At 68.0% G+C, this 26,928-nt stretch carries 25 protein-coding genes; 18 read left to right on the forward strand and 7 right to left on the reverse strand.

What is annotated here, in order from left to right; translation table 11 throughout:
• The first annotated feature begins 69 nt into the window (after positions 1–69).
• Complete coding sequence (locus PSC72_RS17040) at positions 70–831, forward strand: IclR family transcriptional regulator (protein WP_274322621.1); 762 nt, start codon at positions 70–72, stop codon at positions 829–831.
• Between the two features lie 185 nt (positions 832–1,016).
• Positions 1,017–1,862 (forward strand): fumarylacetoacetate hydrolase family protein, encoded by an 846-nt coding sequence (locus tag PSC72_RS17045; RefSeq protein WP_274322622.1) that lies wholly within the window; start codon positions 1,017–1,019, stop codon positions 1,860–1,862.
• Between the two features lie 142 nt (positions 1,863–2,004).
• Here PSC72_RS17045 and PSC72_RS17050 read toward each other — a convergent pair whose 3' ends face one another.
• Positions 2,005–2,238, reverse strand: a complete 234-nt coding sequence (locus tag PSC72_RS17050; protein ID WP_274322623.1) for a hypothetical protein — start codon at positions 2,236–2,238, stop codon at positions 2,005–2,007.
• Between PSC72_RS17050 and PSC72_RS17055 the strand changes: the two genes are divergently transcribed.
• Positions 2,221–3,093: an amidohydrolase family protein gene (locus PSC72_RS17055; protein ID WP_274322624.1), complete on the forward strand. Its 873-nt coding sequence runs from the start codon at positions 2,221–2,223 to the stop codon at positions 3,091–3,093. The genes PSC72_RS17050 and PSC72_RS17055 overlap by 18 nt on opposite strands.
• A gap of 665 nt (positions 3,094–3,758) precedes the next feature.
• On the opposite strand, the gene PSC72_RS17060 is transcribed toward PSC72_RS17055, so the two are convergent.
• Both PSC72_RS17060 and PSC72_RS17065 read right to left on the reverse strand, forming a co-directional pair.
• A complete protein-coding gene (locus tag PSC72_RS17060) occupies positions 3,759–4,793 on the reverse strand; it encodes a zinc-dependent alcohol dehydrogenase (protein ID WP_382261807.1) in 1,035 nt (344 codons plus the stop codon).
• A gap of 225 nt (positions 4,794–5,018) precedes the next feature.
• Entirely contained in the window at positions 5,019–5,699 is a 681-nt protein-coding gene (locus PSC72_RS17065) for a YIP1 family protein (RefSeq protein WP_274322626.1), read from the reverse strand.
• 248 nt (positions 5,700–5,947) lie between these two features.
• On the opposite strand from PSC72_RS17065, the gene PSC72_RS17070 reads away from it, so the two are divergent.
• Together PSC72_RS17070 and PSC72_RS17075 are read left to right on the forward strand one after the other, a co-directional pair.
• A complete protein-coding gene (locus tag PSC72_RS17070; RefSeq protein ID WP_274322627.1) occupies positions 5,948–6,466 on the forward strand; it encodes a hypothetical protein in 519 nt (172 codons plus the stop codon).
• An 82-nt stretch (positions 6,467–6,548) separates the two neighbouring features.
• Positions 6,549–8,741, forward strand: a complete 2,193-nt coding sequence (locus PSC72_RS17075) for an ABC transporter substrate-binding protein (RefSeq protein WP_274322628.1) — start codon at positions 6,549–6,551, stop codon at positions 8,739–8,741.
• 211 nt (positions 8,742–8,952) lie between these two features.
• Here the strand turns inward: PSC72_RS17075 and PSC72_RS17080 are convergent, their stop codons facing one another.
• On the reverse strand, positions 8,953–9,960 hold the full coding sequence (locus PSC72_RS17080) for a hypothetical protein (RefSeq protein WP_274322629.1): 1,008 nt from the start codon (positions 9,958–9,960) through the stop codon (positions 8,953–8,955).
• 345 nt (positions 9,961–10,305) lie between these two features.
• Between PSC72_RS17080 and PSC72_RS17085 the strand changes: the two genes are divergently transcribed.
• The 10 genes from PSC72_RS17085 (at position 10,306) to PSC72_RS17130 (ending at position 20,302) form a co-directional block, all read left to right on the forward strand.
• Positions 10,306–11,295, forward strand: coding sequence for a DUF4129 domain-containing protein (locus tag PSC72_RS17085; RefSeq protein WP_274322630.1), 990 nt, complete (start codon positions 10,306–10,308; stop codon positions 11,293–11,295).
• 51 nt (positions 11,296–11,346) lie between these two features.
• Positions 11,347–13,356 carry a DUF58 domain-containing protein gene (locus tag PSC72_RS17090; RefSeq protein ID WP_274322631.1) on the forward strand — a complete coding sequence of 670 codons (2,010 nt, stop codon included), beginning with the start codon at positions 11,347–11,349 and terminating at the stop codon, positions 13,354–13,356.
• Positions 13,353–13,880, forward strand: a complete 528-nt coding sequence (locus PSC72_RS17095) for a DUF7519 family protein (RefSeq protein WP_274322632.1) — start codon at positions 13,353–13,355, stop codon at positions 13,878–13,880. Before PSC72_RS17090 ends, PSC72_RS17095 begins: the two co-directional genes overlap by 4 nt.
• Before the next feature lie 157 nt (positions 13,881–14,037).
• Positions 14,038–15,012: an AAA family ATPase gene (locus tag PSC72_RS17100; RefSeq protein WP_274322633.1), complete on the forward strand. Its 975-nt coding sequence runs from the start codon at positions 14,038–14,040 to the stop codon at positions 15,010–15,012.
• A 189-nt stretch (positions 15,013–15,201) separates the two neighbouring features.
• Complete coding sequence (locus PSC72_RS17105; protein ID WP_274322634.1) at positions 15,202–15,474, forward strand: hypothetical protein; 273 nt, start codon at positions 15,202–15,204, stop codon at positions 15,472–15,474.
• 232 nt (positions 15,475–15,706) lie between these two features.
• Positions 15,707–16,726 carry an ABC transporter permease gene (locus PSC72_RS17110; protein ID WP_274322635.1) on the forward strand — a complete coding sequence of 340 codons (1,020 nt, stop codon included), beginning with the start codon at positions 15,707–15,709 and terminating at the stop codon, positions 16,724–16,726.
• Between the two features lie 6 nt (positions 16,727–16,732).
• On the forward strand, positions 16,733–17,782 hold the full coding sequence (locus PSC72_RS17115) for an ABC transporter permease (RefSeq protein WP_274322636.1): 1,050 nt from the start codon (positions 16,733–16,735) through the stop codon (positions 17,780–17,782).
• Positions 17,783–17,788: 6 nt separating this feature from the next.
• On the forward strand, positions 17,789–18,847 hold the full coding sequence (locus PSC72_RS17120; RefSeq protein ID WP_274322637.1) for an ABC transporter ATP-binding protein: 1,059 nt from the start codon (positions 17,789–17,791) through the stop codon (positions 18,845–18,847).
• Entirely contained in the window at positions 18,844–19,998 is a 1,155-nt protein-coding gene (locus PSC72_RS17125) for an ABC transporter ATP-binding protein (RefSeq protein WP_274322638.1), read from the forward strand. Before PSC72_RS17120 ends, PSC72_RS17125 begins: the two co-directional genes overlap by 4 nt.
• A gap of 40 nt (positions 19,999–20,038) precedes the next feature.
• Positions 20,039–20,302 (forward strand): hypothetical protein, encoded by a 264-nt coding sequence (locus tag PSC72_RS17130; RefSeq protein WP_274322639.1) that lies wholly within the window; start codon positions 20,039–20,041, stop codon positions 20,300–20,302.
• Positions 20,303–20,315: 13 nt separating this feature from the next.
• Here PSC72_RS17130 and PSC72_RS17135 read toward each other — a convergent pair whose 3' ends face one another.
• Positions 20,316–20,516 (reverse strand): hypothetical protein, encoded by a 201-nt coding sequence (locus PSC72_RS17135; RefSeq protein WP_274322640.1) that lies wholly within the window; start codon positions 20,514–20,516, stop codon positions 20,316–20,318.
• 321 nt (positions 20,517–20,837) lie between these two features.
• Here PSC72_RS17135 and PSC72_RS17140 point away from each other — a divergent pair, with 321 nt between their 5' ends.
• Positions 20,838–21,515 carry a DUF1961 family protein gene (locus PSC72_RS17140; protein ID WP_274322641.1) on the forward strand — a complete coding sequence of 226 codons (678 nt, stop codon included), beginning with the start codon at positions 20,838–20,840 and terminating at the stop codon, positions 21,513–21,515.
• Positions 21,516–21,536: 21 nt separating this feature from the next.
• On the opposite strand, the gene PSC72_RS17145 is transcribed toward PSC72_RS17140, so the two are convergent.
• A complete protein-coding gene (locus PSC72_RS17145) occupies positions 21,537–22,214 on the reverse strand; it encodes a DUF4352 domain-containing protein (protein ID WP_274322642.1) in 678 nt (225 codons plus the stop codon).
• Between the two features lie 179 nt (positions 22,215–22,393).
• Here PSC72_RS17145 and PSC72_RS17150 point away from each other — a divergent pair, with 179 nt between their 5' ends.
• Positions 22,394–23,578, forward strand: a complete 1,185-nt coding sequence (locus PSC72_RS17150) for a hypothetical protein (protein WP_274322643.1) — start codon at positions 22,394–22,396, stop codon at positions 23,576–23,578.
• Between the two features lie 60 nt (positions 23,579–23,638).
• A complete protein-coding gene (locus PSC72_RS17155) occupies positions 23,639–26,455 on the forward strand; it encodes a sugar-binding domain-containing protein (RefSeq protein WP_274322644.1) in 2,817 nt (938 codons plus the stop codon).
• On the opposite strand, the gene PSC72_RS17160 is transcribed toward PSC72_RS17155, so the two are convergent.
• Positions 26,452–26,757, reverse strand: a complete 306-nt coding sequence (locus PSC72_RS17160; protein WP_274322645.1) for a hypothetical protein — start codon at positions 26,755–26,757, stop codon at positions 26,452–26,454. The genes PSC72_RS17155 and PSC72_RS17160 overlap by 4 nt on opposite strands.
• Positions 26,758–26,928 lie beyond the last annotated feature (171 nt).

Below are 26,928 nucleotides of genomic sequence, written 5' to 3' on the forward strand. Positions count from 1 at the left end.
GCCGTTCCGGTAATACCGTACAGATTTATAACGATCGAGTTCCCAGTATCGGACAGAGGCGACCGAAGGATGCAAACCGAGATCGACGTTCCGGTGAAGGCGACGCGGGTGAGCTTCGACGTCGTCGAGGTGCTCCGGGCACTCGACGGGGCGGGCGTGACGGAAGTCGCGGACGAGCTCGACCTCCCGCGGAGTACAGTGCACGACCACCTCCGGACGCTGGAGGAGCTGGAGCTGGTCGTCAACGAGGACGGGACGTACAAGACGGGGACCAGGTTCCTGGAGTTCGGGGGGTACGCGCGCCAGCGCATGAAGGTGTTCGATGTGGCCAAGCCCGAACTACAGAAGCTCGCCGAACAGACGGGCGAACACTCCAATCTCATGATCGAGGAGCACGGCCGCGGCGTCTTCCTCTACAAGACCGAGGGGGAGAACGCGGTCAAGCTCGACACGTACAACGGCTACCGCGTCCACCTCCAGACCACGGCGCTCGGCAAGGCGATGATGGCCCACATGGACGAGGATCGCGTCCGCGACATCCTCGACCGCCACGGCATGCCGGCGATCACCGACCGGACGGTCACCGACGAGGACGTGCTCTTCGAGCAGTTCGAGGAGATCCGCGAGCGGGGCTACGCCATCGACCGGGAAGAGCGCGTCCGCGGGATGATCTGCATCGCCGCGCCGCTGCTCGACGACGACGAAGTGCTGGGGGCCATCTCCGTCTCCGGCCCGAAAAACCGGATGCAGGGCGAGCGCTTCGAGGAGGAGATCCCGCGGCAGGTGCTGCGCATCGCCAACGTCATCGAAGTCAACATGACCCACGCGTAACAGCGATATCGACGCGCCCGGCTTTCCCACGGGCGCTGTCGGCGCATCGCCCCCGGTGAGGACCGGTCGGCGCCGGTCGGCACTGGCGTCACTGGCCGTCTCAGCGGTTCGTTGCCCTTCCCCGGCCGCCGCCGAAGCGTCGCCCTTCTAAAGATTTAAGGGCCGATGGGTCGCCTTTCTCGGTGATGCGATTCGTTCGGTACACAGACGGCGGTAGCGCCACCTGGGGCGTCCGGGACGGCGACACGATCCACTCGCTGGACGGCCAGCCCACGGGCGAACCGACCTACGAGGAACTGACCAACCAGAGCTATCTCGACGAGGTGCGCCGCCGCGTCGAGGGCGGCGCGCTCTCCCAGCGCTCCGCCGAGGAGGTCTCGCTGCTCGCGCCGGTGCCGGTCCCCGGCAAGATCGTCTGCGTGGGCCTGAACTACCGCGACCACGCCGAGGAACAGGACGAGGAGATCCCCGAGACGCCGCTGCTGTTCTCGAAGGCGCCGACGACGGTGACGAATCCGGGCGACCCGATCGTCCACCCGGGCGGCGACGAACAGGTCGACTACGAGGTCGAACTCGCCGTCGTGATCGGCCGCCAGGCGAAGGCTATCGACGAGGACGAGGTCGACGACCACGTGGCCGGCTACACGGTCCTCAACGACGTGAGCGGGCGGCGTTCGCAGTTCGACGACGGCCAGTTCTTCCGCGGGAAGAGCTTCGACACGTTCTCGCCGATGGGCCCGTCGCTCGTCGCCGGCGACGACCTCGACCCCAACGCCGTCGACGTGTCGCTGCGCGTCAACGGCGACACCAAACAGGACTCCAACACCGAGCAGTTCATCTTCGACGTCCAGGAAGCGGTCTCGTACATCAGCGAGCAGATGACGCTCCGTCCGGGCGACGTGATCTCCACCGGGACGCCGGGCGGCGTCGGTATCTTCCGCGAGCCCCTCGACCTGCTCGAACCCGGCGACGTCTGCGAGGCCGAGATCGAGGGCATCGGCACCCTGGAGAACCACGTCGTCGCCGAATAAGCGCTCTCTGTTCCCCGGCGACGGCTGACCGATCGCGGTCCCGGTTGCCGTCCTTCTCTCTCCGTTCTCACCTGTCTCTCCGTTTTCGCTTCCGCGCTGTTCCGTCCGCTCCCGATCTCTCCGTCCGAGCGAGTGCCGTCCCTTAGCCCTGAAGGTTCCCGCACTCGGTGCAGGTCAGTTCGGACCGACTGCCGGCGAGGTCGACGCCGTGGGTCCGCTCGGTGTCACAGTCCGGGCAGTAAGCCCGCGATTCGAGCGCGTCCCAGTCGTGGCCGGCGCCGGGTGCACCGAACGCCCGTAGTCGTTCGGGGTCGCCCGCGTGGGAACTTTTACTATCGCTGCGGATCCACCGGCTGGTATGGTACTCGATTCCCATACGCACACGTGGGGCCCGCCGAGCGACGACCACCCGTGGGTCAACGGGCCGCTCGTGGATGGTTCGGTCGACTCCTTCTCGGTCGATACGGTGTTCCGGAACGAGAAGCTGCTCGACGAGATGGACGCCGTCGGCGTCGACGAGGCCGTCGTCGTCGGCTATCCCATCTGCGAGTGGACGGACAACTGGTACACGGTCGAGGCCGCCCGCGAGCACGACCGGCTGTACGGCGTGGTGATGCTCGACCAGTTCGCCGACGGCGCGGCCGACGACCTCCGCGAGGCGATGGCCGTCGACGGCGTCCTCGGGTTCAGACTGGGCGGGCTCTGCCCCTACGACCGCATGTGGGAGACGTTCGACCGGTCGGTGACCTGGCTCCGGGACGCGGCCGAGGAGACCGAGTTCTGGGAGGCCGCCGCCGAGACGGACGCGCTCGTCCAGATCCTCGTCCGCGGCGAGCAACTCGACCAGGCGCTCGAACTCGTCGAGCGCTACCCCGACCTGACGTACCTCTTCGACCACTTCGCCTACGCCGAGCCCGACGAACCGCTCGGCGAGGGGGTCTACGAGACGTTCTCCGCGCTCGCCGAGTACGACTCGGTCGGAGTGAAGGTCTCGGAGATCGTCCACCAGTCCGACGAGGGTCACCCCTACGCCGACATGCACGACCACGTGCGGTGGCTGCTCGACGAGTTCGGCCGCGAGCGCGTCGTGTGGGGGTCGGACTTCCCGAACGTCTCCGACGAGGCGACCTACGGAGAGACGCTGTCGTGGGTCGACGCCGTCGACGACCTCTCGACCGGCGATCGCAAGTGGCTCACCGACCGAGCGTTCCGCCGGCACGTCGACCTGTAACGACCGCTTCCGTCCGGATTCGTTCCGCGTCTCGGTACCCTCAGGTCCTCCAAGACGACCGCAAGTCCGGAGCGGTGGGATATTCCGGTAATGCCGGAATATATCCACGTCCGTACCGCCATCGCTGGGGAACTGTCCGGCTTGCGAACGCAGGGAGGATCCTGAAACAGGTGGTCGAATTCCCACGATCGGCGGGCCCGCAGATGACTACGACGAGAAATTACGTTTGTAAGGATGTAATGTAAGCCGTGTTACGACTACTCGGCAGTGTCTGCTGTCGCGGATTCACTTCCAGCGCGGGACCGTCGATAGCAGGCCGTCTTGCCCGTCTCGTAACGTTCGTACGGTAATACCGGAAGCAATATGAGAAAGGTTGTCACAGGTGACGACGAATAGGGCTCAGAGGTATAGATACCGCCAGTACCCGGGCCCTCCCGGTGTTCTCCCCAAGTCAATGTCCGGTATTACCGAAATAAATGCAGGGATCGTGCGATCCCGACGCGAGATGGCGCGGCTGCAGCCGGTTGAGAACGCGGATACCGGGCAGGGATCTTCCGAGGGCCCGATACGACAGACGGTCGGTGACCGTTCGATCGGGCGTAGCGCGCGTGAAAATCGAGATGCGCAGTAGAAACGGCGTGTCGGATTCCGAGGGGCCGGCCGCCTCAGGTAGCAGCGAACGTGAAGACGGGCTTGACGACTTCGGAGTTGAGGAACGCTTCGAAGGCGGCGGTGGGGTCGGCCGTAGAGAACGAGTCGTCGACGACGGCCTCGGCGTCGATCGCGCCGTTTTCCATGAGCCGCAGCGCCTGCTCGAAGTTCGTCCAGTCCGAGCCGTAGGAACTGATAACGTCGATTTCGCCGCGGACGACCGGCGTCATCAACACCTCGCTGGGTTCGCGCGGGATGCCGACGACGACGACTTCCCCGCCCTTGCGGACGACCTCGACGCCGGTCTCGACACCCGTATAATGGCCGCTGGCGTCGAACACGGCGTCGAAGCCGACGTCGTCCGTTCTGACGTTCGCGTGAGTTTCGAGGTCCGCCTCGGAGATGTTGATCGTGTCGATGCCGAGCGATTCGACGAGGGGGAGCCGGGAGGTGGCGTCCTGGTCGAGGCCGGAGACGAGGACGTTCGCGCCGAGCGAATCAGCGACCGCCGCGGTGAACACGCCGATCGGCCCCGGCCCTTCGACCAGCACGTCGTCACCCGGATTTACCGACGACCGAGTGAGGACCGCGCGCGTCGCGATGCTCATCGGTTCGGTGATCGCCGCATCGGCCAGAGAAACGGCGTCGGGGACGGCGTGGAGGTGTTCGGGGTCGACGACGGTGTACTCGGCGTAGGCGCCGTCGCGGTGCATGCCGGTGATCGAAAAGTTCTGACAGATGTTCTCCTCGCCGTTGCGGCACTGAAAACACTCCCCGCAGTTGTGGATCGGTTCCTCGACGACGCGGTCCCCCGGGTCGAAACTCGTCACCTCCTCGCCGACGGCTTCGACCGTGCCCGAGTACTCGTGGCCCATGATGCGAGGCATGGCGATCCAGTCGTACCCGCCCTCGTACTCGTAGGCGTGGGCGTCGCTCCCACAGATACCTGCCGTGTGCACCCGGACGAGAACTTCCGCTGGACCGGGGGACGGCCGCTCTCCTTCCTGAACTTCGACGGACGCTGGGCCCGTCTGAACTATCTGTTTCATGCGCTAATGGCTCCTTCTCGAACCGCGCTACTCTCGATTGGACCGTGACCGAACATAAAAATACCGGGTACCCGCCCGCCGTTTCCGGGTTGACTCCGGCGCCTGTCGGGGTTCACTCGTCGCGGTCGTGGCGCCAGACCGGGACCTCCGCTCGGCGGATCTGCGTCGTAGTGGGCGAGTAGTCGACCTCGCCCGATGGCGCCGAACGGTGAAAACGAGACCGCGTTACAGGATGCCCGCCTGTCCGAGACCGGTGACCAGGAGGTACAGCGCGAGCAGCCCGGCCGGGACTGCGGCCGCCCGGCGGGCGGTATCGATCTCGAGGCTCTTGGACTCGGCGACGGCGATCGACAGCAGGTGCGCGCTCCAGACCACGAAGGCTATCCCGACCAGCAGGACGGCGGCGTACAGCGGATCCGTCAGACCCGCGTAAACGTCCTCGCCACCGGCGGCAGTGCCGGTGAACACCGACGCGGCCTTCTCGGCGGCGCTCAGTCCCTCCGGATCGGTCGGGATGTCGACGTCGAAAAAGAGGTACGCGACGACGAGCGAGCGCAGGAGGTTCCAGATCCCGAGGGGGATCATCGCCCACGCCGCGCCCCGCATCAGGCGGCTGATGGGACCGCGCCCGCCGCTGGAACTCGCGACGACGTGCGCGACAACCGAGTAGAGGATCCACGCGACGACGATGAGCACGACCGGCCGGAGCACCCGACCGACCAGCTGGACCTGAAACATCGAGTTGTCGGTGTTGACCACGTTGAGCGCCTCTATCATCACGTACGCGAAGCCGGCGCTGCCGGCCAGGCCGCACAGCAGGACCACGATCGTCTCCAGCGTGAGCCCGCGTTTCGGCGTCCGCTGCCGGATGATCCCGTCTGGAAGAGTCGCGATTCGACGAATCATATGTGTGCGTGTCTGCCAATGCTAATCAATGTTGGTGGTGTCTTGCGGATCTCGGCCCCCGTCCGGGGACCGAGATGGGGTCCCGCCGGTATCATGTCTACCCCTGTCCTCGAGGCTGCGTGGATGCTGTTCGATCCCGGTCACGCGTACGCGCGAAGGCAACCCCAGAGATCTGTTCCCGGACGGGGCGGCTTCGATCGGGCGGACAGGCGATAGTCTGAATACCGTCGCTGGGATAGGTGCGGGCGATGGGACTGCTCGACCTGATCGATCGACTGGCCGCCGGACCCGATACGGACGCCGATCCGGACGTCGACGAGGAGCGCGCGGCGCGACTGGCCGCCGACGCCGCCGACCCGGCGATCACCGCGGACGCGTTGACGGCGTCGGGCGACCGCACACGGCACCCGCTGGTCGCGTACGTCGAGGATGACGAGCAGCCCGAGTACCTCTTCCGGGGCGGGACGCTCATGGTCAGTGACGGCGACTCCCTGACCCGCGAGACGCCGACTCGCGAGCTCGCCGTGGTCGTCACCGATTCGCGGTTCCTGTTCGTCGCCGGCGGACGCCTCTCGGACTCGCTGTTCGAGATCCCCTTCGAGAACGTCGTGATGGCGTACGTCGACGACGAGGACGACCGGACCTATCTCGTGGTGGAGGCGGACCGCGACGGCGACGAGCTGACGTTTTTCGCCGACGTGACGGTGGGATTGCGCCCCGACGCCCTCCGTTCTGCCGTCGAGCACGTCGGGAATCCCCCGGAGTGACGCCGTCCGGTCCGAATCTTCCCCATTTTTCGTTCTAGTCCCAAAACGTTAAATACTGCTATTCCGTTTGTGCGACCGTCTTATGACACGCGGTAACGAGAATCGAAGGTCGGACACGGAGGTTGACCAGTACAGGCGGAAACTGTTGGCCGCGTTGGGTGCAGCCGGCACCGCCGGACTTGCCGGGTGTGGCGGCAACGACGGCGACGGCGGGACCCCCGGCGACGGCGGCGACAGTAGCGATGGGAACGACGGCGGCGGCGGAGGCGGCGACGGAACCTCGGGCGGTGGCGGCGACGGCGGAGACGGTGGTGACGGAACTGCGAGCGGCAATGTGGAGCAGTTCCCGGACCGCAACTACGTGACGTTCGAGGGCGAACTCAGTAGCGACCGCCTCCGGTTCAACAAGTACTACCACCGGAGCCAGATGCCGCGCTTCGTGTACCCGTTCATGTACGCGAAGAAGACGATGATGCACCAGGAGACCGCCGAGCGGATCCCGCACATCGTCAAGAACTGGGAGATCGTCGACGAGACGGAGATCAAGGTCCAGTTCCGCGACGACAGCGCCTGGGCGGTCGCGAATCCGGACGACCCCAACGACATCAACGGGACGCCGGTCAAGCCGTCCGACTGGGGGTACTCCCTCCGGCTGGCGCGCTGGAACGACCTCTCGCCCGACGAGATCCGCGATCAGAACCCCAACGGCGAACCCCTCAGCGCGTTCCAGGCCATCACCAGTATCGAGTTCGACGACGACGCTGGCACGCTGACCGTGCGCAGCGAACCCGGCTGGTTCGACATCTTCAGCGAGACTGCGCAGATCGACATGCTCAGCCTCTCGCACCCCAACAACCAGTCGCTCGGTGAGTCCCTCGCCACGATGGCACAGGACATCAAGCCGATCCACGACAAGGCGAAGAAGCTCGAGTGGGCCCAGCCCGAGGGGACGGCGACGGCCAACAGCGGGGATCCGTCCTACCGGACGGGGCTCATCCAGGGCGAACTCGACAAGCTCCGCCAGCGCGGCGAAGGCGAGATCCAGAAGCCCAAGAACATCCCGTGTTCCGGGCCGTTCGTGCTGCAGGAAGTCCGCGAGGACCAGGTCATCCTCAAGAAGAACCCCGAGTACTTCCTCTCGGACCAGATCAACTGGAACACGGTCCAGGTCAACATCATCCCGAACCAGCAGTCCCAGGTGCAGGCGCTGCAGAACAGCATCCTCGACGGCGTCAACGGTCGGGTCTTGAAACCCAACCCCAGCACCATCGACAACATGCCGGAGGAGTTCCGGCGTGTCAACCACACCGGTGGCGGCCAGTACGGTCTGTCGATGAACGCCCAGGCCAACGAGTACCTCGGCGACCCGCTCGTCCGGCAGGCGTTCAACTTCGCGATCAACAAAAAGCAGATCGCTCAGGTCCGCAACCGCTACTCCAACGAGAAGCTGCCGTACCCGGCGGGCCTGCTCGACCCGGTTCAGCGGAGCTACGTCAAGGACGCCGGGATGGTCGACGCGTTCACCCGCTACGACCAGAACAAGAGCAAGGGGGCCGCGCTCATGAAGGAGGCCGGCTTCACCAAGGAGAACGGCTCCTGGATCACGCCCGACGGCGATCCGTTCGAGCTGACGCTGTTGACCGGTGGCTCGACGGTGCAAGTCGAATCGACGGTCATCGCCTTCCTCAACGACTTCGGCGTCAACGTCAGCCTCCAGAAGGTCGACTCGACGGTCGCCGACCAGCGGAAGGGCGACGGCGACTTCGAGCTGACGATGTACGAGTGGCCGTTCGCGAGTACCGCCGGCATGTGGTTCCGCATGGTCCAGCAGAGCGACCGGCGCCACCGGTTCGGGAGCCTCTGGAGTGACGAGTACGTCAAGAAGTTCGCCAACAAGTACGACAACGTCCAGAACAAGGAGTACGACTGGACGATGAACCTCGAGGGCGCGACGCCCGAACAGCAGAAGGAGTTCACGCTCAAGGCGCCGCCGGTCGGCAAGCCCGACGGCGAACTGAAAGAGTACCCCGTCTGGTTCTACGACACCCAGCTCGGGCAGAACCTCGACGAGGAGACTCGCGCCAAGTACCAGCGGCGGCTCTGCTGGGTCTTCAACTACCAGCTGCCGATCGCGCCGTTCGTGCAGAGCTTCGAGATGGCCTTCCAGGACACGGCCAACTGGACCGCGCCGGAGGACGAGTCCGAGTGGCAGATGAACCTGCCCGTCTTCCAGCTCATCCAGCAGGGCAAGATCCAGGCCACGTCGGGTAACTGACGGCCCGGTTCCGCCGCCGCGGTCTTCGCACAGCAGACCACGTCCGACACTCGATTCCCGTCGCCGGTCGGCGTCTCACGCCGACCCGATTCTCGTTCGGCGCGGCTGGTTGTTCCGGCGCGCTCGACGCTCGTTCTCGTCTCACATCGTCAGGAGTTCGTCTCGATCGTTCCGACCCGCAGCCACGCCGATCCTCGCCGGACCGACCCGCTTACCGGAGCGCGTCGACCGACACCAGCGTCACCCGCGGGACGCCGTCGATCGTCGCCGTGTACAGCAGCCAGCGGTCGCCGCAGACGAACTGCGGGCGAGGCGTCCACGCGCCGCTCACCGGAACCGGGTCCGAGAGGGTCCGCTCGCGGTCGTCGCGCCTGTCGTAGACCGACACGCGAACGGACTCACCGTCGGCGACCGTCGCCGCCAGCAGGTCGCCGTCGCGAGTCGCGTCGGCCTCCCGCGCGGACGTCGCCCAGACCCGCTCTCGGCGTCCCGCTTCGAGGTGTACCAGCCCCACGCCCCGACGCGGTTCGACGTACCAGAGGCCCGTCCCGCCCTCGTTCCACCGGAGGTCGCTGTGGTGGTCGGGAAGCAACTGCCCGAGCGGCCGAGCGCCCAGCCCCTCGCGGGCCAGCCACGCCTCCCCGCCGACGCCGTCGGTCGCGTCTCGCGCCAGCAGTGCCAGCGACGCGTCCGAGGGGCTGAACCGGACCGTGTCGTAGCGCCGGTCGCGGGTGTGCCAGACGGCCGTCGTCCCCTCCTCCGCGGAGAGCGTCACCAGCCGCGACTCGTCGTCGGTCGCGAACACTGCCGCGAACTGCTCACCGTCGGCCGAGCGGGTCAGCCCAGCGGCGGCCGTGCCCGGAACGGTTCCGGGGTCGAACCGGCCGACCGACCGCGGTTCCGCCGGCCGCTCCGGGTCGTGCGCCGCGACGGCGTGGCCGTCGAGGACGTAGGCCGTTCCCGATTCGGCGTCGACCAACGGCGTCGGGCCGTCGGGCGTCGCGGCCGTCGCGGACTGGACGGCGCCGGTCTCCGCGTCGAGGACGCCGAGCGTCGGCGTCTCCCCACCGGCGTACAGCCAGACGGACCGGTCGGTGCTGACGGGGGCCACCCGCCGGGGGCCGACGCTCCGGGTCGGGTCGACGAGGCGATAGCGGTCGATCCCCTCGCGCGGGACGCGCCGGAAGCGCGGTGTCTCCGCGAGGCCGGGGTCCGTCACCGCCAGGGCACCTCCGCCGTGCGAGCGCGACTCATTGCCGAACCAGAACCGGGGAGCGCGTATAAATCGTCCGCGACGGCGGCGGGGGCCGTCGCTCCGATCGGCTCGCAGCACTCCCCCCGACGCGGTCTGCCGATCCGGGCGCGAAGCGGCGCCCGAGAGCCGCTGCCCCGAAGACGGCGTTTCGACGGTTCTCGGCGGGCTGTTCCCGGCCATCGGAAAAAACTTAAACAGGTGACCGCTCATTCAGTGTAGTATGAGACGCGTTACCGACAGTGCAATTATCGGATCGGACGGCACCGGCGTTCGACTCGACACGCTCGGTCACGGGGTTGGCGGCGTCGCATGAGCCAGAGTGTCAGTCGAGACGTCGCGATGCCGCTGATCGTCGCGATCCTCTGTATCGTGGGTATCGGGATGATCGCGGCGACGGTCGACTCCGCCCAGACCATCGGCGGGGGCGGGGGCGGCGGGATCATCGAACAGCCCGATCAGGGGGAACAGCCCGGACAGGAGAACCCCAGCGGGCCCGGGGAGTTCGGATCGGGGAACCCGAGCGACACGCCCGAGCGTAACGTCCTCCAGATATCGGCGTGTATCGAGTTTCTCAGTTCCACCCTCGGGACCCTGCTCGTCGTGGTGGGCTTCCTGGGCGTGATCGGGCTGGTCTACCACCGGTTCAACTTCTCCGCGGCGCTGCTGACCAGCTGGGCGCTCCTCCCGCCGGTGGCGCTGGTGTACTTCCTCGGGACCAACTGCGCGTCCTCGGGGCCCAGCGGACCGCCCGGGGGAGGCGGTGGTAACCCCATCCCCGGCGGCGACACCGCGCCCGTCTCGCCGCTGACGAACGTCCCCTCGTGGGCCATCGGGCTGCTGGTCGGCCTCGTCCTCGTCGGTGCGGTCGGAGCGCTCTACCGCTCGATGGGCGAGGAAGAGATCGTCGTCGTCGAGGACGACGAGATCGACGACGGCCCCGACCTCGACCAGTTCGCCGAGGCGGCGGGCCGTGCGGCCGACCGCATCGAGGAACACAACGCCGACGTCGACAACGCGGTCTACCGCGCGTGGGTCGAGATGACCGACCTGCTCGACGTCGACGACCCGGAGATGTACACCCCCGGGGAGTTCGCGGAGACGGCGATCGCGCTGGGCATGGCCGAAGACCACGTGCGAGAGCTCACGCGGCTGTTCAACGAGGTCCGCTACGGCGGCCGCGACGCCGCGGACCGCGAGGACCAGGCGCTCGACATCCTCCGGAACATCGAGTCGGAGTACAGCGGCGACGACCAGACCGACGGCGACCAACGGGAGGGCCAGAACGATGAGTCACAGTAACACGACGACGAACGGCGCGAGTACCGACGCGGGTAGTCCGGGGTGGTGCCGATGGACGTAGACGACGTCGTCCGGTTGGCGCTTGCCGCCATCGGTGCGGTCGTGTTCATCCTCGGGGCGGCCACGTACCTGCTCGTCGACCCGTTCGCGGACATGCTCCCCTCGACGTTCGCCGTCGTGGCGCTCGCGGGCCTCGTGGCGTTCCTGCTGGGGCTGTGGGCGATCCGGACGGCGTACAAGGGCGGGGTCGACCAGACGGCGATCCCGGACGTCGAGCTCCCGCGGTCGTTCCCCGCGCCGGGGTCGGACCTGGACCTGACGCTCTACCGGCTGACCCACCTCCGGCAGGGGACCTCGGAGTACCGCGACCAGATCCAGGAGCGCCTGGCCGAGGCCGCGGTGTCGGCCATCCGCCAGCGCGAGAACTGCACGCGCGCGGAGGCGGTCCACCAGCTCGAGGAAGGCGAGTGGACCGACAACTACCAGGCCGCCTCGTTCTTCGCCGGCGGCTCGCCGCCCAGCCAGTCCCGGCTCGACCGGTGGCTCGGCGACGACGAGACGCCCTACGAGCAGTGGGTCGACACCACCGTCGACGCGATCGCCGAGTACGCCGGCATCGAGACGGCCACCGAGCCCGAGGTGACGACCGACGACGGCGACAGCGGCGGACTGCTCTCGGGGCTCCGCGGCGGCGACGGCGACGAGGGGCCGCGCGCCCAGGCCGGCTACCGCGACCAGTACGTCGACGAGAACGCCGAGCGGATCACCGACTCCATCGTCTACAACGAGCTGATCGAGACGGGGCAGTGGCGCGGCGTCACCGCCTTCGCGCTCGTGGCAATCGGCTGGGGCGTCATCACCGCGACGCCCGCCGTCGTCCTCGTGGCCGTCCTCGGCGTCGCGTTCTCGGCGTACGCTCGCGCGGCGGTGCCCCCCAGGCTGGCGGCCCTGGAGGTCGAGCGCACGTTCGACGAGTCGGACGTGACGCCCGGCGAGGTCGTCGAGGTGACCGTCACCGTCGAGAACACCGGCGGCTCGTTCGTCCCCGACCTGCGGCTGGTCGACCGCGTGCCCGGGAACATGCGCGTGGTGAGCGGGACGCCCCGGCTGGCGACCGCCCTCGGATCGGGCGACACCGCCACGTTCACCTACCAGGTCGTCGCCGAGCGCGGCACCCACGAGTGGCCGCTGCTCGCGATCGGCCGCGACTTCTCCGGGGCGCTCGAGCGCGAGGCCATCGTCGACGTCGAGGGGGAGATCCAGTGCGTCCCCTCGCTGCGGACGACCGCGGAGATGCCCGTCCGCCAGCAGACCTCGCTGTACTCCGGCCAGGAGAACACCTCCACGGGCGGCTCCGGTCTGGAGTTCTTCGCGGTCCGCGAGTACCGCGAGAGCGACCCGATGAACCGCATCGACTGGAAGCGCCAGGCCCGCACGGGCGAACTGGCGACCATCGACTTCCGCCTGGAGCGGGCGGCCTCGCTGGTGTTCCTGTTCGACGCGCGCGACGCCTCCTACGTCGCGCCGGAACCGGGCGAACACCACGCTGTCGACCGCAGCGTCGAAGCGGCCGTCGAGGCCTTCGGCGCACTCTCCGACCAGGGCAACATGGTCGGGCTCGCGGCGTTCGACACGGTGCCCTGTTGGCTCGCGCCCAGCGCCGGTGACGCGCACCTCGAACGCGCTCGCCGGATGTTCGCGAGCCACCCGGCGATGTCCTCGACGCCGCCCGAGGAGGCGGAGACCGAGGGCCACTACGTGGACCCGATGACCCACGTCAGGAGCCAGCTCTCGCCGGAGTCACAGCTCGTGTTGTTCTCGCCGCTGACGGACGACTACACGGTCGAGGTCGCCCGCCGCCTCGACTCGTCGGGCCACCGGGTGACGGTCATCAGCCCCGACCCGACGGCCGACCGGACCGTGGGCCAGCGGCTGGCCCGCATCGAACGGACCATGCGGATCGCGACGCTCCGCGAGCGGGACATCCGCGTCGTCGACTGGGAATACGACAGCATGCTCGGACTTGCACTCGACGAGGCACGACAGAGGTGGGCCGTATGAGCGTCGAACAGGAGGACTTCTCGACCGTCACGGTCGACCACTCGCCGACGAGAGTCAGTTCGATCGCGGCCGTCGTCGCCGCGGTGATCGCCGGCGTGACCAGCGCTCCCTTCGCGCTGTACGCGGTCCCGCTGGGCTTCGGCGGCATCGCCGTCCTCGCGTCGGGCCTGTTCATGGGGTCGAGCCGTCTCCGCGTGACGATGGGCGCGGCCGGCCTCTTCCTCTCGGTGCTGATCGCCGGCCTGTTCGGCACCGGCCCGGAGATACTGCTGGTCAGCGCGGCCGCGACGATCCTGGCCTGGAACTTCGGCCAGAACGCGATCAGCCTCGGCGAACAGATCGGCGCCAGTTCGCGAACCCGGCGCAACGAGATCATCCACGCCTCCGCCGCGACTATCGTCGCGATGGTCGCGACCGGCGTCGGCTACGGCGTCTACGTCGTCGGGAGCGGCGGCCGCCCGATGGCGGCGCTCGGGATGCTCTCGCTGGCGCTCGTGTTCCTCATCTGGGCGATCCGGACCTGAAGCGGCCGTCGATCCGGCCGCACTCGCTCCTTTTGGACTCGCCGGCCGCTCGACGCAGTCCGTTCCGAGAACGATCCGGCCGACAGCGGCGGTGTCGTGACCGGCCGAGGTTCTGAGAACCGACAAACATAAGTCCGATCGATGGGATTGGCATGGTATGAGTACGTCTACCGGAGAGTTCACCATCCAGGAGGCCAGCGAGCGGTGCGACCAGATCATCGAAGAGATCCAGTCCGCTGTCATCGCGGACCGGGACTTCCTCGAAGAGGTCCTGCTGGCCATCCTCGCGGAGGGTCACGTCCTGCTGGAGGACGTGCCGGGGACCGGGAAGACGCTGACGGCGATGAGCTTCTCCAACGCCTTCGGGCTGGACTTCTCGCGCATCCAGTTCACCCCGGATCTGTTGCCGAACGACGTCTCCGGGACGAACATCTACAACGAGCGGGACAACCAGTTCGAGTTCCAGCCGGGCCCGATCTTCGGTAACGTCGTCCTCGCCGACGAGATCAACCGCGCACCGCCGAAGACCCAGGCGGCGCTGCTGGAGGCGATGCAGGAGAAGCAGGTCACCATCGAGGGGGAGACCCGGCAGCTGCCCGAGCCGTTCTTCGTCATCGCGACCCAGAACCCCGTCGAGCAGGAGGGGACGTTCCCGCTCCCCGAAGCGCAGGTCGACCGCTTCTTCGTCAAGACCTCGCTCGGTTACCCCGACGACGAGGGCGAACTCGAGATCCTGCGCCGCCGGGCCGGCCGCACCCAGTCGACCCCCGAGTCCGGGCGGGTCATGGACAGCCCCGAGGAGGTCCAGGCCCTGCAGGACGTCGTCGAGACGGTCCAGACCGACGAGGACCTGCTCGTCTACCTCAAGGAGATCTGCCGGATGACCCGGGAGGACCACCGCGTCCGCACGGGCGTCTCCCCGCGCGGGACCCAGCGCCTGTTCGAGTGCACTCGCGCCCGCGCGGTCATCGAGGGCCGCGACTACGCGACCCCCGACGACGTGAAGAAGATCGCAAAGCCCGTCCTCTCCCACCGACTCGTGCTCACGCCCGAGGCCGAGGTCAACGACGTCGAGAAGGACGAGGTCGTCCAGGACGTCCTCGACGAGGTCCCGGTCCCGACCGTCAGGTAACTGCTCCGCTCCGCGGCCTCGCCCGTCAGGCATCGCTTTTCCGTTGCGGTCTCCCCCGTCAGACGACGCTTTTCCGCTACTGTCTCGCCGACACCGCCGGTAGTTCACGCGGGGGCTCGACCGCGTTCGTCCCCGCGCCGTCCCCGAAAAGGGCACAAATTTAAGTCCGGTCCGTCGAATCAGGCACGTATGAGCGCCGACGGTAACAAGATCCTCTGCCGACGATGTCGTGAAACTTTCCCGATCGACGCCGAGAGTTGTCCGAACTGCGGCCGGGACGTCCGGAGCAACACGCCCTACTACGTCGGGGCGGCGATCGGCGCGGTGCTCGTGCTCTCGGCCGTCCTGACCGTGGGCGAACTCCTCGCCTACGGCGTCCTCGGCGCGGTCATCGCCGTCAGTTGCGGCTACATGATCTACCAGAAGCGCCAGCGCATCGTCGAGGAAGGCGAGTCTCTCTGAGCCAGCCTGCCGTCCCGCCGGACAGTCGGCGTCCACCGTTCCACCGTCGCGATCGCTGCCAGCACTGACGGCTGATCTCGCCGGTTCGTCACGGCAATGGAGTGGATCCGCCGCGTCGGGTCCGGTCCTCGACCGCGGACCGTTCTCACCGGACAGCTAAGCGGCCGTATTCCCGGTCCTGAGAGGGGTTACCAAACCTTTTTATCCTGCTAGCTTGTGCCATTCGATAGCAATGGGATACCTGCGGAATCGATTACTGCAGGCAGTAATCACGCTGTACAGTATCATCACTCTGGGGTTCGTGTTCATACGCATGATGCCGGGGGACCCGACTGCCTACCTCCGGGCGGAGATCCAGCAGAACCCGGGCGCCTACGGGCTGCCGCCGAACCCGACGCTGGAGGAGATAAACGAGGTCATGCAGTCCCAGATGAACTACACGCCGGGCCCGATCTGGGAGAAGTACATCTCCTACATGCAGGGCGCGATACAGGGCGACTTCGGGACGTCGGTGATCGTCGACCCCGGCGCGTCGAACGTCCAGCTCATCCTGGAGGCGGCGCCGTGGACGATCTTCATCTCCTCGGCGGGGCTGGTCTACGGCCTCGTCGCGGGGATCGTCCTCGGGTCGCTGATGGCCTACTACGAGGGGACGAAGATGGACGTCGGGCTGACGGTCTCGATGCTGGCCGCCAGTTCGATACCCTACTACATCGTGGCCATCCTCCTGCTGTTCCTGTTCTCCTACAACCTCGAGTGGTTCCCGACGGGTGGGCGGTTCAACACCGACACGACGCCCGGGTTCAACTACCCGTTCATCGCGGGGGTGTTCAACCACGCGGCGTTACCGATACTCTCGGGGATAACGATAGGATTCGGCGGGAACGCGCTCAGCCTGCGCGCGAACTCGATCCGCCTGCTCGGCGAGGGCCACATCCGCAACGCCGAGCTCCGGGGCCTGTCGACGTACACTATCTCGACGCGCTATCTCGCCCGCAACGCGATCCTCCCGATGTACACGGGGATCGTCCTGGGGCTGGCCGGCCTGATCGGCGGGTCGATCATCCTCGAAGAGATCTTCGTCTACAGGGGGATGGGCAAGCTGATGTACGACGCGACGGTCCAGCGGGACTTCCCGCTGATGACGACGTCGCTGATCTTCACGACGATCATATTCGTCGCGGGGACGCTGATAGCCGACTTCACGTACTCGCTGATCGATCCGCGGGCCGAGCAGTCCAGCATGGGGTGACAAGAGATGGGAACTGGAGAAACTCCGGCCGAGAAAGACGAGGAATCGCCGTTCAGATCGCAGTCCGACTACGACGCGACCGCGATGGACGTCTACGAGGTCGTGTTCAACCGCTGGGTCGTCGCGCCCCTTCGCGTGCTCTGGAGCGACTACCGCGGGCGGTTCGGACTGCTCATCGTGACGTTCTACGTGCTCGTCGGGACCGTCGGGGTCGTCGTCGTCCCCGAGCCGGCGGTCGACCCGATCAACCGGCTCCTGAGCCCGCTCGAGCAGACGAACCTGCGGTACCTGCTCGGCGCCGACGGCGTCGGGCGCGGTCTCATGCCGCTGATGGTCCACGCGACGCCGAAGATGCTGAAGATGATGCTCGCGGGCGCCATATTCGGGAACACGCTCGGGGTCGTCGTCGGCCTCGTCAGCGGCTACACCGGCGGCAACACCGACAAGATCCTCATGACGATCACCGACGTGGTGGCGTCGATCCCGGGGCTCCCGCTGCTTCTGATCCTCGCGGCGATCATCGAGCCGCGCAACCCCTACCTGATCGGGGTCATCCTGACCGTCCAGGCGTGGGCGGGGCTGGCCCGCGGGATCCGCTCGCAGGTCCTCCCGCTCCGGAACGTCGAGTACGTCGAGGCCTCCCGGACCATGGGACAGTCGACCTCGACCGTGCTGATGAAGCAGGTCCTCCCCGACCTGCTCCCGCTGGTGACGCTGCGGTTCATGTCGACCGCGCGCACGGTCATCTTCGCGTCGGTCGGCCTGTACTTCCTGGGCCTGCTGCCGTACACCAGCGCCAACTGGGGCGTCGTCCTCAACAGCGCCTACGACAACTCGAGCATCCTCGCGTCGTTCGAGAACGCTCACTGGCTGCTGGTGCCGGCGCTGACCATCGCGCTGTTGACCTTCGGGCTGACGCTGCTCGCGCAGGCGTTCGACCAGGTCTTCAACCCGCGGGTGCGGGCGCGCCACGAGGCTCGCAAGGCCGAGGTCGAAGAGGACATCGACGAGTCTGACATCGAAGATAGCGGCGTCTCGCAGATGGGATTCCAGTGATCACACATGTCTGAATCACAATTCGCGACGGAACGACCGCAGGCGGACCGCGACACCGTCCTGGAGGTCCGCGACGCCACTGTCACCTACGACATGGGTCGCGGGCAGGCGCGTGTCCTGAACGAGATCAATCTCGACATCTACCGCGGGGAGACCCTCGGCATCGTCGGCGAGTCGGGGTCGGGCAAGTCGATGTTCGCCTCGACGCTGATGGACGCCGTCGAGGAACCGGGCGTCCTCCAGGGGAGCATCACCTACTACCCCGACGGGGGCGACCCGGTCGAGATCACGGAACTGGAAGGCGGCGACACCAAGCGGCTCCGCTGGGAGGAGATCGCGCTGGTCTCCCAGGGGGCGATGAGTTCGTTCAACCCGACCAAGCCGATCCGGACGCACTTCGAGGAGACCCTCTCGGCGCACAACGCCGACAAGGAGGAAGGGATGGAGCGGGCCCGGTCGATCATGCGGGACCTCAACCTCGACCCCGACGCCATCCTGGGCGAGTACCAGCACGAGCTCTCGGGCGGCCAGCGCCAGCGGGCGCTGGTCGCGCTGGGGCTGCTCCTCGAACCCGAGGTACTGATCCTCGACGAGCCGACGGCGGCGCTGGATCTCCTGATGCAGCGGTCGATCCTGCGGCTGCTCTACGACATCAAAGAGGAGTACGACATCACGCTGATCGTCATCAGCCACGACCTCCCGGTGGTCTCGGGGTTCGTCGACCGGCTCGGCGTCATGTACGCCTTCGAGTTCGTCGAACTCGGCGAGACGCGGGACGTGATGCACGAGGGCGCACATCCCTACACGCGGGCGCTCTTGCGGTCGACGCCGAACCTGGCGATGGACGTCGACGACATCACCACGATCGAGGGATCGAGCCCGGACCCGATCAACATCCCCTCGGGGTGTTCCTACAGTCCGCGGTGCCCCATCGCCGACGACCGCTGTACCATCGAGGACCCGGACCTGATCGAACTGGAAGACGACCACGACGTGGCCTGTTTCTACCCGGACCGCGCCCGGAAGGAACTGCCCGTCAAGCTCTCGGAGGACGATTCAGAATGAGCACGATCGACACGGACGAGGACGTGATCGACAACGACGAACCGGTGCTGTCGATGGAGAACGTCTCCGTCGAGTATCAGGACGAGTCGCTGCTCGAGTCGGCGCTCCCCGACAGCCTGACCGAGCGCCTCGGGATGGGCGAAGAGCCGGTCCACGCGGTCGACGACGTCTCACTGGAAGTCGGTGAGGAGGACGTCGTCGTCCTGATCGGCGAGTCCGGGTCGGGCAAGACGACGCTGGGCCGGACCGCCATCGGGCTCCAGGAGCCCACCGCGGGGTCGGTCAAGTACCGCGGGTACGACATTCAGGACGTCGAACGCGGCGAACACGCGGGCGAGGTGTACGCCGAGGACGTCCGTCGGGCGCTGCAGATCGTCCACCAGGACTCCGACGCGGCGATGAACCCCTACCGGACGATCCGGTCGCAACTGGCCGAACCGCTGAAGCTGTGGTACCCCGAGATGGACCTCAACGACCGCCAGGAGCGCATCGCGACCATGCTCCGGACCACGGGCGTCACGCCCGCCGAGGACTACATGGAGCGGTATCCGCACGAGCTCAGCGGCGGCGAGAAACAGCGCGTGGCGATCATCCGCGCGATGCTGCTCGAACCGGACCTGATCCTCGCCGACGAGGTGGTCTCGGCGCTGGACGTCTCGCTGCGGATCGAGATCATGGACCTCCTGCTCGACCTGCAGGAGATGTTCGGCACCTCCTACCTGTTCGTCTCGCACAACCTCACCAACGCCCGCTACATCGCCGACAAGGCCGACGGCCGCATCGCGGTGATGTACCTCGGTCGGATCGTCGAGGTCGGGACGGCCGACGAGATCATCAACGACCCCAGCCACCCCTACACGCAGATCCTCAAGTGGGCGTCGCTCCCGCTGGACCCCGACGACGCTCGCAAGACGATCACCGACGAGTCGCCGATGATGTCCGAGGAGGCGCCCGACCCGCGGAACATCCCCAGCGGCTGCCGGTTCCACACCACGTGTCCGAAGGCACACGAGGTCTGTACCGAGGTCGATCCGGACCTCATCGGCGGCGAGGAGCGCGAGCACCGGGCGGCCTGTTTCCGCGAGGACCCCTCCCACGAGTACTGGGACAGCGAGTCGATCCACGGCGGGGACCGCGAGATCCCGCTGTAGCACCGCAACCACTAACTGAGATCACGACAACAATTCACACATGATACGGCACTTCGCCTCACTGCTGTCGGACTACTTCGACCACCCGATACTCGGCCTGTTGCTGCTCGTCTCGGCGTTCCTGTTCGCCGTCGCCGGCGTCCTGAGCGTCGTCGACGTGCCGGGCGTCCCGCCGATCGCGGCCGGGTGGTTCGCAATCTACGGCGTCGGCGCCGGAACGCTCGGCCTGTTCGGCTACCTCGTCCTGTACGTGTCCCGCGGCATCTCGATCGCCCGGGACAAGACCGGGCCGGGCGCGAGCTGAGGCCGGTTTCTTCCTACCGGAGCGGTTCGAACGGGTCCCACTCGAAGTAGAGCATCGACCCGATGATCGCCATCCCGGCGACGACGTGAATCGTCGCCAGGACCGACACGACGAACGTCGGCGTTCCCCGCCCGACCGACAGCATCGACGCGACGAGGATCCCCTGCATGATCAGGAGGACGATGAGGATCCCCTTCCAGAACTGCCTGTTCATGCCCCCCTCTACCCCCCGATACGTCTAAAACCCTGTGACGCGCCGTCCGCGGGGACCGGGTCGTCCGTTCGGAGCGGAGGCGGCTCGCCGCGACTACGTCTTCCGGTCACCCGGACAGCGTACGGGCGCCTCACGGATCCGCTGAGCGCCGGTGTGAGTGGCGACCGGTGTGTACGTCCGCGTCCGTCCGTGTTCTGCCGGTGTCGAGCAGTTACTACCGTCCGCTCCCGGCCCTTCGCGTCTCGAACAACTCGGGTGAATGTGGTGTATGTTGGCAACCTGCAATTATTTGTGGGCCGGCGGTGAAGCTCAGGCCGTTACATGGTGGCGTACGAGACGCGAGACCGACTGTACGAGAATCCACTGGGCGGCCCCGCCGACGTCGCGGACTTCGTCTTGGAGGGCGCGGCCGCCGTCACGTTTCCGCACGGCCGCCTCCGCCTGGAGAGCGAGCGCCGGGACGGCCCCCAGTTCGTCTACTGGTGCCCGAAGACCTTCCCCGACGGCATCGCCGTCTCCTGGGACTTCTGGCCCGTCGCCGGTCCCGGGCTGAGCACGTTCTTTCTCGCCGCGGAGGGCCGCGGCGGCGAGGACCTGCTCGACCCGGACCTGCCCGACCGGACCGGCGCCTACGAGGAGTACACCGCGGGCGACGTCGACGCCCTGCACGCGTCGTACTACCGCCGCGGCGGGAGCGCCCGCGCCGACGGCGCGCTCCGGACCGTCACGCTCCGCAAGAGCCGCGGCGACCACCTCGTCGCCCGGGGAGCCGATCCGATCCCCGACGTCGGGGCCGCGGACCCGCCCTACCGGATCACCGTCGTCAAGGACGGCCCCGACGTGACGCTCTCGGTCGAGGACCTCCCGGTGCTGTCGTGGACCGACGACGAGCGGACGGGGCCCGTCCGCGGCGGCGGCAAGATCGGCTTCCGGCAGACCGCGCCGCTGATCGGCGAGTACGCCAACCTCACGGTCGACCGCATCGAGACGGCCGAGTGACTGCGTCGGTCGCGGCGCCGCTCACTCCGCGGAGTTCGCCAGTTCCCACTCGGCGCGCTGGGTCACCGTCCTGGGATTGCGGTCGGCGACGAGTTTCAACCGGTCGGGCGTCACGTCCGCGCCGACCTCGTAGAGGATCCACCCCGCGGCCGACTCGCCCGCCGGGAGCTCGGCCTGATAGTCGCCGAGAGCGAACGTGAGGCGGTCGTAGGTCGTTCCGTCGTGCGCGTACCTGCCGCCGACGGTCAGCGGGGCGTCGCCTTCCGCCGGGACCTGCGTGAGGTTCTCGTCGGTGGGATTGCTCTTCGTCCCGCGCTTGTGGAGGTAGATCTCGCCCTCCGAGATGGCCGTCCCGCCGGGCATCGGCACGCCGAGCGGTTCGTCCGTGCCGTTCGAGAGTCGGAGGACGACCACGACGAACTGCCGGCCGTCGTCGCTCTGGACAGTCCGGCTCGCTTGCGTTCCCTCCGGCGTGCCGTCACTCCCCTCGTCGAACCGTCTGGGTGTCACCGTCACGCGCTGGCGGAGGTCACCGGCGAGGAGCGTCAGGTCGAGGCCGTCGATCGTCGCCGTGTCGCCCACGTAGTTGCTCCCGTCGTCCGTGCCGCTCCCCGACGACTCCGAGCACCCGGCCAGCACTCCCGCTCCGGCCACGCCACCCAGCGCTGTGAGGACCGATCGCCGATCGAAGGTCGTCATGTAGTGACATATTCACGAGGGGTGATATATCCGTTTCGGGACGCTCTGTTCGGTCTCGTCTCCGTCCCATGCCGTCCACTCAGCCCCGTGGCGCCGTCTCCCGGCGAACTGGCGGACGGCGCTGGCGCTCGTCGCAGGTGAACGGCACCCTTTTGTTCGGACCACGCCGACCGGCACGCATGGACGAGTCGGGTCGGACTGACGACCACACGCGGCGGGCCTGTCTGCGGGCGCTCGGGGGCGCGGTCGGGGCGACGTCGCTGGCGGGATGCCAGCGGGGCGTCCTCGGCGGCGGGACGCCGACCCCCCGCGAGTCGACGTGCGCCTCCGGCGACACCGGCACCCGGGCGCTGTACGACGACTGGCTCCTGCGCCTCCGTCCCGGCGACTACGACGCGCCCACGGTCGCGTTCGTCAGCGCCCGGCCCCGGTTCCTGACGCCGCACTCCGCCCTCTACCGCGGACTGCGGCCGTACCTGTGGTACAGCCGCGAACTCGCGGAGGCCGCCGCGATGCCGTTTCCCGACCTTGACCGGGTGACCGCGCTCCGGCCGCCCAGCGAGCGCCCCGCGCTGTACGTCGTCTTCGACTACTCGGAGGAGCGCTGGCGCTGGCTCACCCGGCTCCAGGGGACCGGCTTCCGAAGTGCGGAACTCACCAAGGCCTCGGACTACCGCGGGTTCCAGCGCCGCGGCGTCTCCGACAACAAGGTCAACGCCGTCGCCTTCGACGAGGAGTACGTCGTCGTCGCGCCGAAGGCCGCCGACCCGGTCGCCGCCGACGCGGGGGGGCGCATCGAGCGACTCCTCGACACCGCCCGGGCCGACGCCCACCCCGGCCACTGCTACTCGGCGGCCGACCGTGCGCTCGTCGAACGCCTCCCCGAGGCGGACTTCGTCTTCGCGCGCTTTCGCACCGACGGCGGGACCTTCTCCGGGAGTTCCTGGGCGCCCGACGGTGCCCGTGCGGGCGGATTCGCGCTGACGGTCCGCTGGGCGGGCCGGGAGGCGATCGCTACTACGACGCCGGTCGCGACGGCCGCTGACGCCACGGCCGGGTCGCCTCCGTCGACCGCGACCGAGGCGACGCCGGTCGAGACGCAGACCGAGACGGCGACGCCGACCGAGACGACGGCACCGGCCCCGACCGAGGCATTCGAGGACCCGGTGGTAGACCGTCGGTTCGTCGCCACCTTCCCCGAGGGAGAGGCGACCCTCGACGCGACTCGCTCCTGGGTCGAGTCGAACTGGATCCGCGACGGCGAGCGCGACGACCCGCTCCAGTTCGTCGATCCGTCCTACGAGCGGTCCGGACGGGCCGTCGTCGTCACCGAGACCCGTCCGCTCGAAACCGCCGGGGAGTGAGCCGCGGATCCGCTTCCGCCGGCGCCAGCGTTATGGCAGACTCGGCCGTCTGTCGGGTCGATGACCGACGCTTCGACCGACCGGATTAGCCTCGCCGATCGCTGGGAGTTCGCGCTCGACCCCGACGACGGGGGCGACGCCGAGTGTTCTCCACCGACAGTCCTCGACGACGGCATCGGGCTCCCCGGGACGACCGACGAAGCCGAGAAAGGCGAGCGCACGACCGAGCGGACGCCGGGACACCTGACCCGCCGCTACCGCTACGAGGGCGCCGCCTGGTACCGCACGACCGTCGAGATACCGGACGCGTGGGCCGACCGACGGGTGGTCCTCCGGCTCGAACGCACGCGGCCGGTCCGCGTCTGGGTCGACGGCGACCCCGCCGGCCGCGGGGACAGCCTCTCGACGCCACACGAGTACGACCTCAGCGACGCTCTCGACCCCGGCGAACACGCCGTCGCGCTCCGGATCGACACCGGCTCGGACCCGGTCGCGTTCCCGGGCGTCCAGCGCTCGCACGCCGCGACCGAACACACCCAGACCAACTGGAACGGCGTCGTCGGCGACCTGGAACTGGTCGCCACCGACCCCGTCTGGATCGACGACTGTCGGGTCTCTCCCGAGCCCGCGGCCGGGACCGCGCGGGTCGCGGTGACCGTCGGCAACCGGACCGGCGGCGTCGCCGAGGGATCCGTCGAACTCGCCGCCGAGAGCGCCGACGGGACTCACACCGTCGCTCCCGAGACGGCGTCGTTTCGGGTCGACGGCGAGTCGGCGACCGTCGAGGTCGAGTACGACCTCGGCGACCCGCTCCGGTGGGACGAGTTCGATCCCGACCACTACGAACTGACCGCGACGCTGGACGCGACAGCCGAGGGCGCAGGTACGACCGCTGCTACCGGCGCAGCGTACCGTCACGCCACCGAGACGGTCTTCGGCGTCCGGTCGTTCGAGCGCGACGGGACGCGCTTCGCCGTCAACGGGAAGACGACCTTCCTCCGCGGGAACGTCGACTGTTGCATCTTCCCGGAGACGGGCTACCCGCCGACCGACGAGGCGGCGTGGCGCGAGGTCTTCGAGACCGCCCGCGAGTACGGCCTCAACCACTACCGCTTCCACAGCTGGTGTCCCCCGGAGGCCGCGTTCCGCGCCGCCGACGACCTGGGGATCTACCTCCAGCCGGAACTCCCGCTGTGGAACAACGGCGGCGCCTTCGAGGACCGGGAGGCGGCCGCGTTCTACCGCGCCGAGGCCGAGCGGATCCTCGACGAGTACGGGAACCACCCCTCGTTCGTGATGTTCGCGCTCGGTAACGAACTCGCGGGCGACTTCGCGGCGATGAGCGATCTGGTCGAATCGCTCCGCGACCGGGACCCGCGTCGCCTCTACGCCTGCGGCTCGTACAACGGCCTCAGCGACTCGACGCTGACCGAGGCGGACGACTACTGGACGACCGCGTCGGTCCCGCCGGACCCGACCGACGTCGACTCGGGCCGCGAGATGGTCCGCGGGGCCGCCATCGACGACGCGCCGCCCGCGACGACGACCGACTACCGCGAGGCCGTCGAGGACATCCCGATCCCCGTCGTCGCCCACGAGATCGGGCAGTACCAGACCTACCCGGACTTCGCGGGGCTGGAGCGCTACGGCGGCGTCCTCGCCCCCCGGAACCTCGAACTCAAGCGCGACCACCTTGAGGCCCACGGTCTGCTGGACCGCGCGGAGGCGTTCAGCGATGCCTCCGGGCGCCTCTCGGTGCAGTGCTACCGCGAGGAGGTCGAGGCAGCCCTGCGGACGCCCGGGTTCGGTGGGTTCCAGCTCCTGCAACTGGAGGATTTCCCGGGGCAGGGGACCGCGCTCGTGGGGATCCTCGACGCCTTCCGTGAATCGAAGGGGCTTATCGAGCCCGCCGAGTGGCGCCAGTTCTGCGCCGAGAGCGTCCCGCTGGTCCGGATGGACGCGCGGACGTTCGCCGCCGACGAATCGCTCGCCGCGGACGTGCAACTGGCGCACTTCGGCCCAGCGAGCCACGAGAGCGTCGCCGCCGAGTGGACGCTGACAACCGCCGATTGGGCCGGCGATTCGGACGCCGTGATCGCGGACGGAACGCTCCCCGCCGCTGACGTACCCCAGGGGGAACTGGTCGATCTGGGGGCCGTCGAGGTTGGCTTCGGGAACGCGCTGGAGAACGCCGACGTCGACGCGCCCGTTCGTCTCACGCTCTCGGTGTCCGTCGCGGCAACCGATGCCGCCACCGACTACGACGTGTGGGTGTACCCCGCCGACCTACCCGCGGTCGACGCGGACTCGGAGTCCTTTGGCGGATCCGCGGACGCGCCAGTGACCGTCAGCAGAGCGTTCGACGAGGAAACTCGCGAGTCGCTGGAATCGGGCGAGGACGTGATCCTCGTCCCTCGCCACGACGACGTGCGCCACTCCGTGAAGTCGGCGTTCGCGCCCTGTTTCTGGTCGTACGCGCTGTTCAAGCGCAACGCGCCCCCTGGGACGATGGGCCCGCTCTGCGACTCCGACCACCCCCTGTTCGACGACTTCCCGACGGAGGCTCACGGCGACTGGCAGTGGTGGCACCTCCTCTCGAACGCCCGCCCGATCGTACTGGACGACGCGCCGGACGAGTTCGAACCGCTAATCTCGATGATCGACAACATCGAACGCAATCAGCGGCTCGGCCTCGTCTTCGAGACGGCCGTCGGCGAGGGGAGCTTGCTGGTCTGCGCCGCGGACCTGTTCGCGGCCGACGACGATCCCTCGGTGCGAGCCTTCGGACGGTCACTGGTCGAGTACGCGGCGTCGGACGCGTTCGACCCCGACCGAGGGGTCAGCGAGGAAGTGCTCGAAAAGCTGCTGACGATCTAGGCGTCGTCCGGCAGCAGGTCGCTGGGACGTGCGGGGTAGTCACCGCCGCGCACGCCGTCGAGCCGACGGAACGGGTACGAGGCCAGCGAGCCGTTCGCGACGGCCTCGTCGTACCCGCGCTGTCGGCAGTGCTCGACGGCCGCGTCGTGGAGCCGCTCGACCACTTCGGGGAACTCGTCGACGAGTTGCTCGGTCTCGTCGGGATCGGCGGCGACGTCGAACAGCTGCTCGCGGCCGCCGTTGGCGAGGTGGACGTACTTCCAGTCGCCCTCGCGGACCATCACGGTGAGGCTCGGCGGCATCGACGGCTGCTCGTGGAACGCGAACAGGCGTTCCCGGGGTGCGACGTCGCCGCTCGCGGTCCGTCGGCCTTCGCTCTCGGTGGTTGTCGCTCTCGGATCATCGGTCTCGGAGGCTGTCGCCGTGGACTCCCCCTCCCAACTCGTCGTAACGGGGCCGTTCCGATGGACGGG

It is taken from the genome of Halosimplex aquaticum (genome assembly GCF_028747785.1).
Taxonomy (GTDB): Archaea; Halobacteriota; Halobacteria; order Halobacteriales; family Haloarculaceae; genus Halosimplex; species Halosimplex aquaticum.

Excerpts from the sequence above, each read along its gene's own strand:
- PSC72_RS17040 (WP_274322621.1), top strand. The coding sequence starts at position 70 with ATGCAAACCGAGATCGACGTTCCGGTGAAGGCGACGCGGGTGAGCTTC.
- PSC72_RS17045 (WP_274322622.1), top strand. The coding sequence starts at position 1,017 with ATGCGATTCGTTCGGTACACAGACGGCGGTAGCGCCACCTGGGGCGTC.
- PSC72_RS17055 (WP_274322624.1), top strand. The coding sequence starts at position 2,221 with ATGGTACTCGATTCCCATACGCACACGTGGGGCCCGCCGAGCGACGAC.
- PSC72_RS17050 (WP_274322623.1), bottom strand. The coding sequence starts at position 2,238 with ATGGGAATCGAGTACCATACCAGCCGGTGGATCCGCAGCGATAGTAAA.
- PSC72_RS17060 (WP_382261807.1), bottom strand. The coding sequence starts at position 4,793 with ATGAAACAGATAGTTCAGACGGGCCCAGCGTCCGTCGAAGTTCAGGAA.
- PSC72_RS17065 (WP_274322626.1), bottom strand. The coding sequence starts at position 5,699 with ATGATTCGTCGAATCGCGACTCTTCCAGACGGGATCATCCGGCAGCGG.
- PSC72_RS17070 (WP_274322627.1), top strand. The coding sequence starts at position 5,948 with ATGGGACTGCTCGACCTGATCGATCGACTGGCCGCCGGACCCGATACG.
- PSC72_RS17075 (WP_274322628.1), top strand. The coding sequence starts at position 6,549 with ATGACACGCGGTAACGAGAATCGAAGGTCGGACACGGAGGTTGACCAG.
- PSC72_RS17085 (WP_274322630.1), top strand. The coding sequence starts at position 10,306 with ATGAGCCAGAGTGTCAGTCGAGACGTCGCGATGCCGCTGATCGTCGCG.
- PSC72_RS17090 (WP_274322631.1), top strand. The coding sequence starts at position 11,347 with ATGGACGTAGACGACGTCGTCCGGTTGGCGCTTGCCGCCATCGGTGCG.
- PSC72_RS17095 (WP_274322632.1), top strand. The coding sequence starts at position 13,353 with ATGAGCGTCGAACAGGAGGACTTCTCGACCGTCACGGTCGACCACTCG.
- PSC72_RS17100 (WP_274322633.1), top strand. The coding sequence starts at position 14,038 with ATGAGTACGTCTACCGGAGAGTTCACCATCCAGGAGGCCAGCGAGCGG.
- PSC72_RS17105 (WP_274322634.1), top strand. The coding sequence starts at position 15,202 with ATGAGCGCCGACGGTAACAAGATCCTCTGCCGACGATGTCGTGAAACT.
- PSC72_RS17110 (WP_274322635.1), top strand. The coding sequence starts at position 15,707 with ATGGGATACCTGCGGAATCGATTACTGCAGGCAGTAATCACGCTGTAC.
- PSC72_RS17115 (WP_274322636.1), top strand. The coding sequence starts at position 16,733 with ATGGGAACTGGAGAAACTCCGGCCGAGAAAGACGAGGAATCGCCGTTC.
- PSC72_RS17120 (WP_274322637.1), top strand. The coding sequence starts at position 17,789 with ATGTCTGAATCACAATTCGCGACGGAACGACCGCAGGCGGACCGCGAC.
- PSC72_RS17125 (WP_274322638.1), top strand. The coding sequence starts at position 18,844 with ATGAGCACGATCGACACGGACGAGGACGTGATCGACAACGACGAACCG.
- PSC72_RS17130 (WP_274322639.1), top strand. The coding sequence starts at position 20,039 with ATGATACGGCACTTCGCCTCACTGCTGTCGGACTACTTCGACCACCCG.
- PSC72_RS17135 (WP_274322640.1), bottom strand. The coding sequence starts at position 20,516 with ATGAACAGGCAGTTCTGGAAGGGGATCCTCATCGTCCTCCTGATCATG.
- PSC72_RS17140 (WP_274322641.1), top strand. The coding sequence starts at position 20,838 with ATGGTGGCGTACGAGACGCGAGACCGACTGTACGAGAATCCACTGGGC.
- PSC72_RS17145 (WP_274322642.1), bottom strand. The coding sequence starts at position 22,214 with ATGACGACCTTCGATCGGCGATCGGTCCTCACAGCGCTGGGTGGCGTG.
- PSC72_RS17150 (WP_274322643.1), top strand. The coding sequence starts at position 22,394 with ATGGACGAGTCGGGTCGGACTGACGACCACACGCGGCGGGCCTGTCTG.
- PSC72_RS17155 (WP_274322644.1), top strand. The coding sequence starts at position 23,639 with ATGACCGACGCTTCGACCGACCGGATTAGCCTCGCCGATCGCTGGGAG.
- PSC72_RS17160 (WP_274322645.1), bottom strand. The coding sequence starts at position 26,757 with ATGCCGCCGAGCCTCACCGTGATGGTCCGCGAGGGCGACTGGAAGTAC.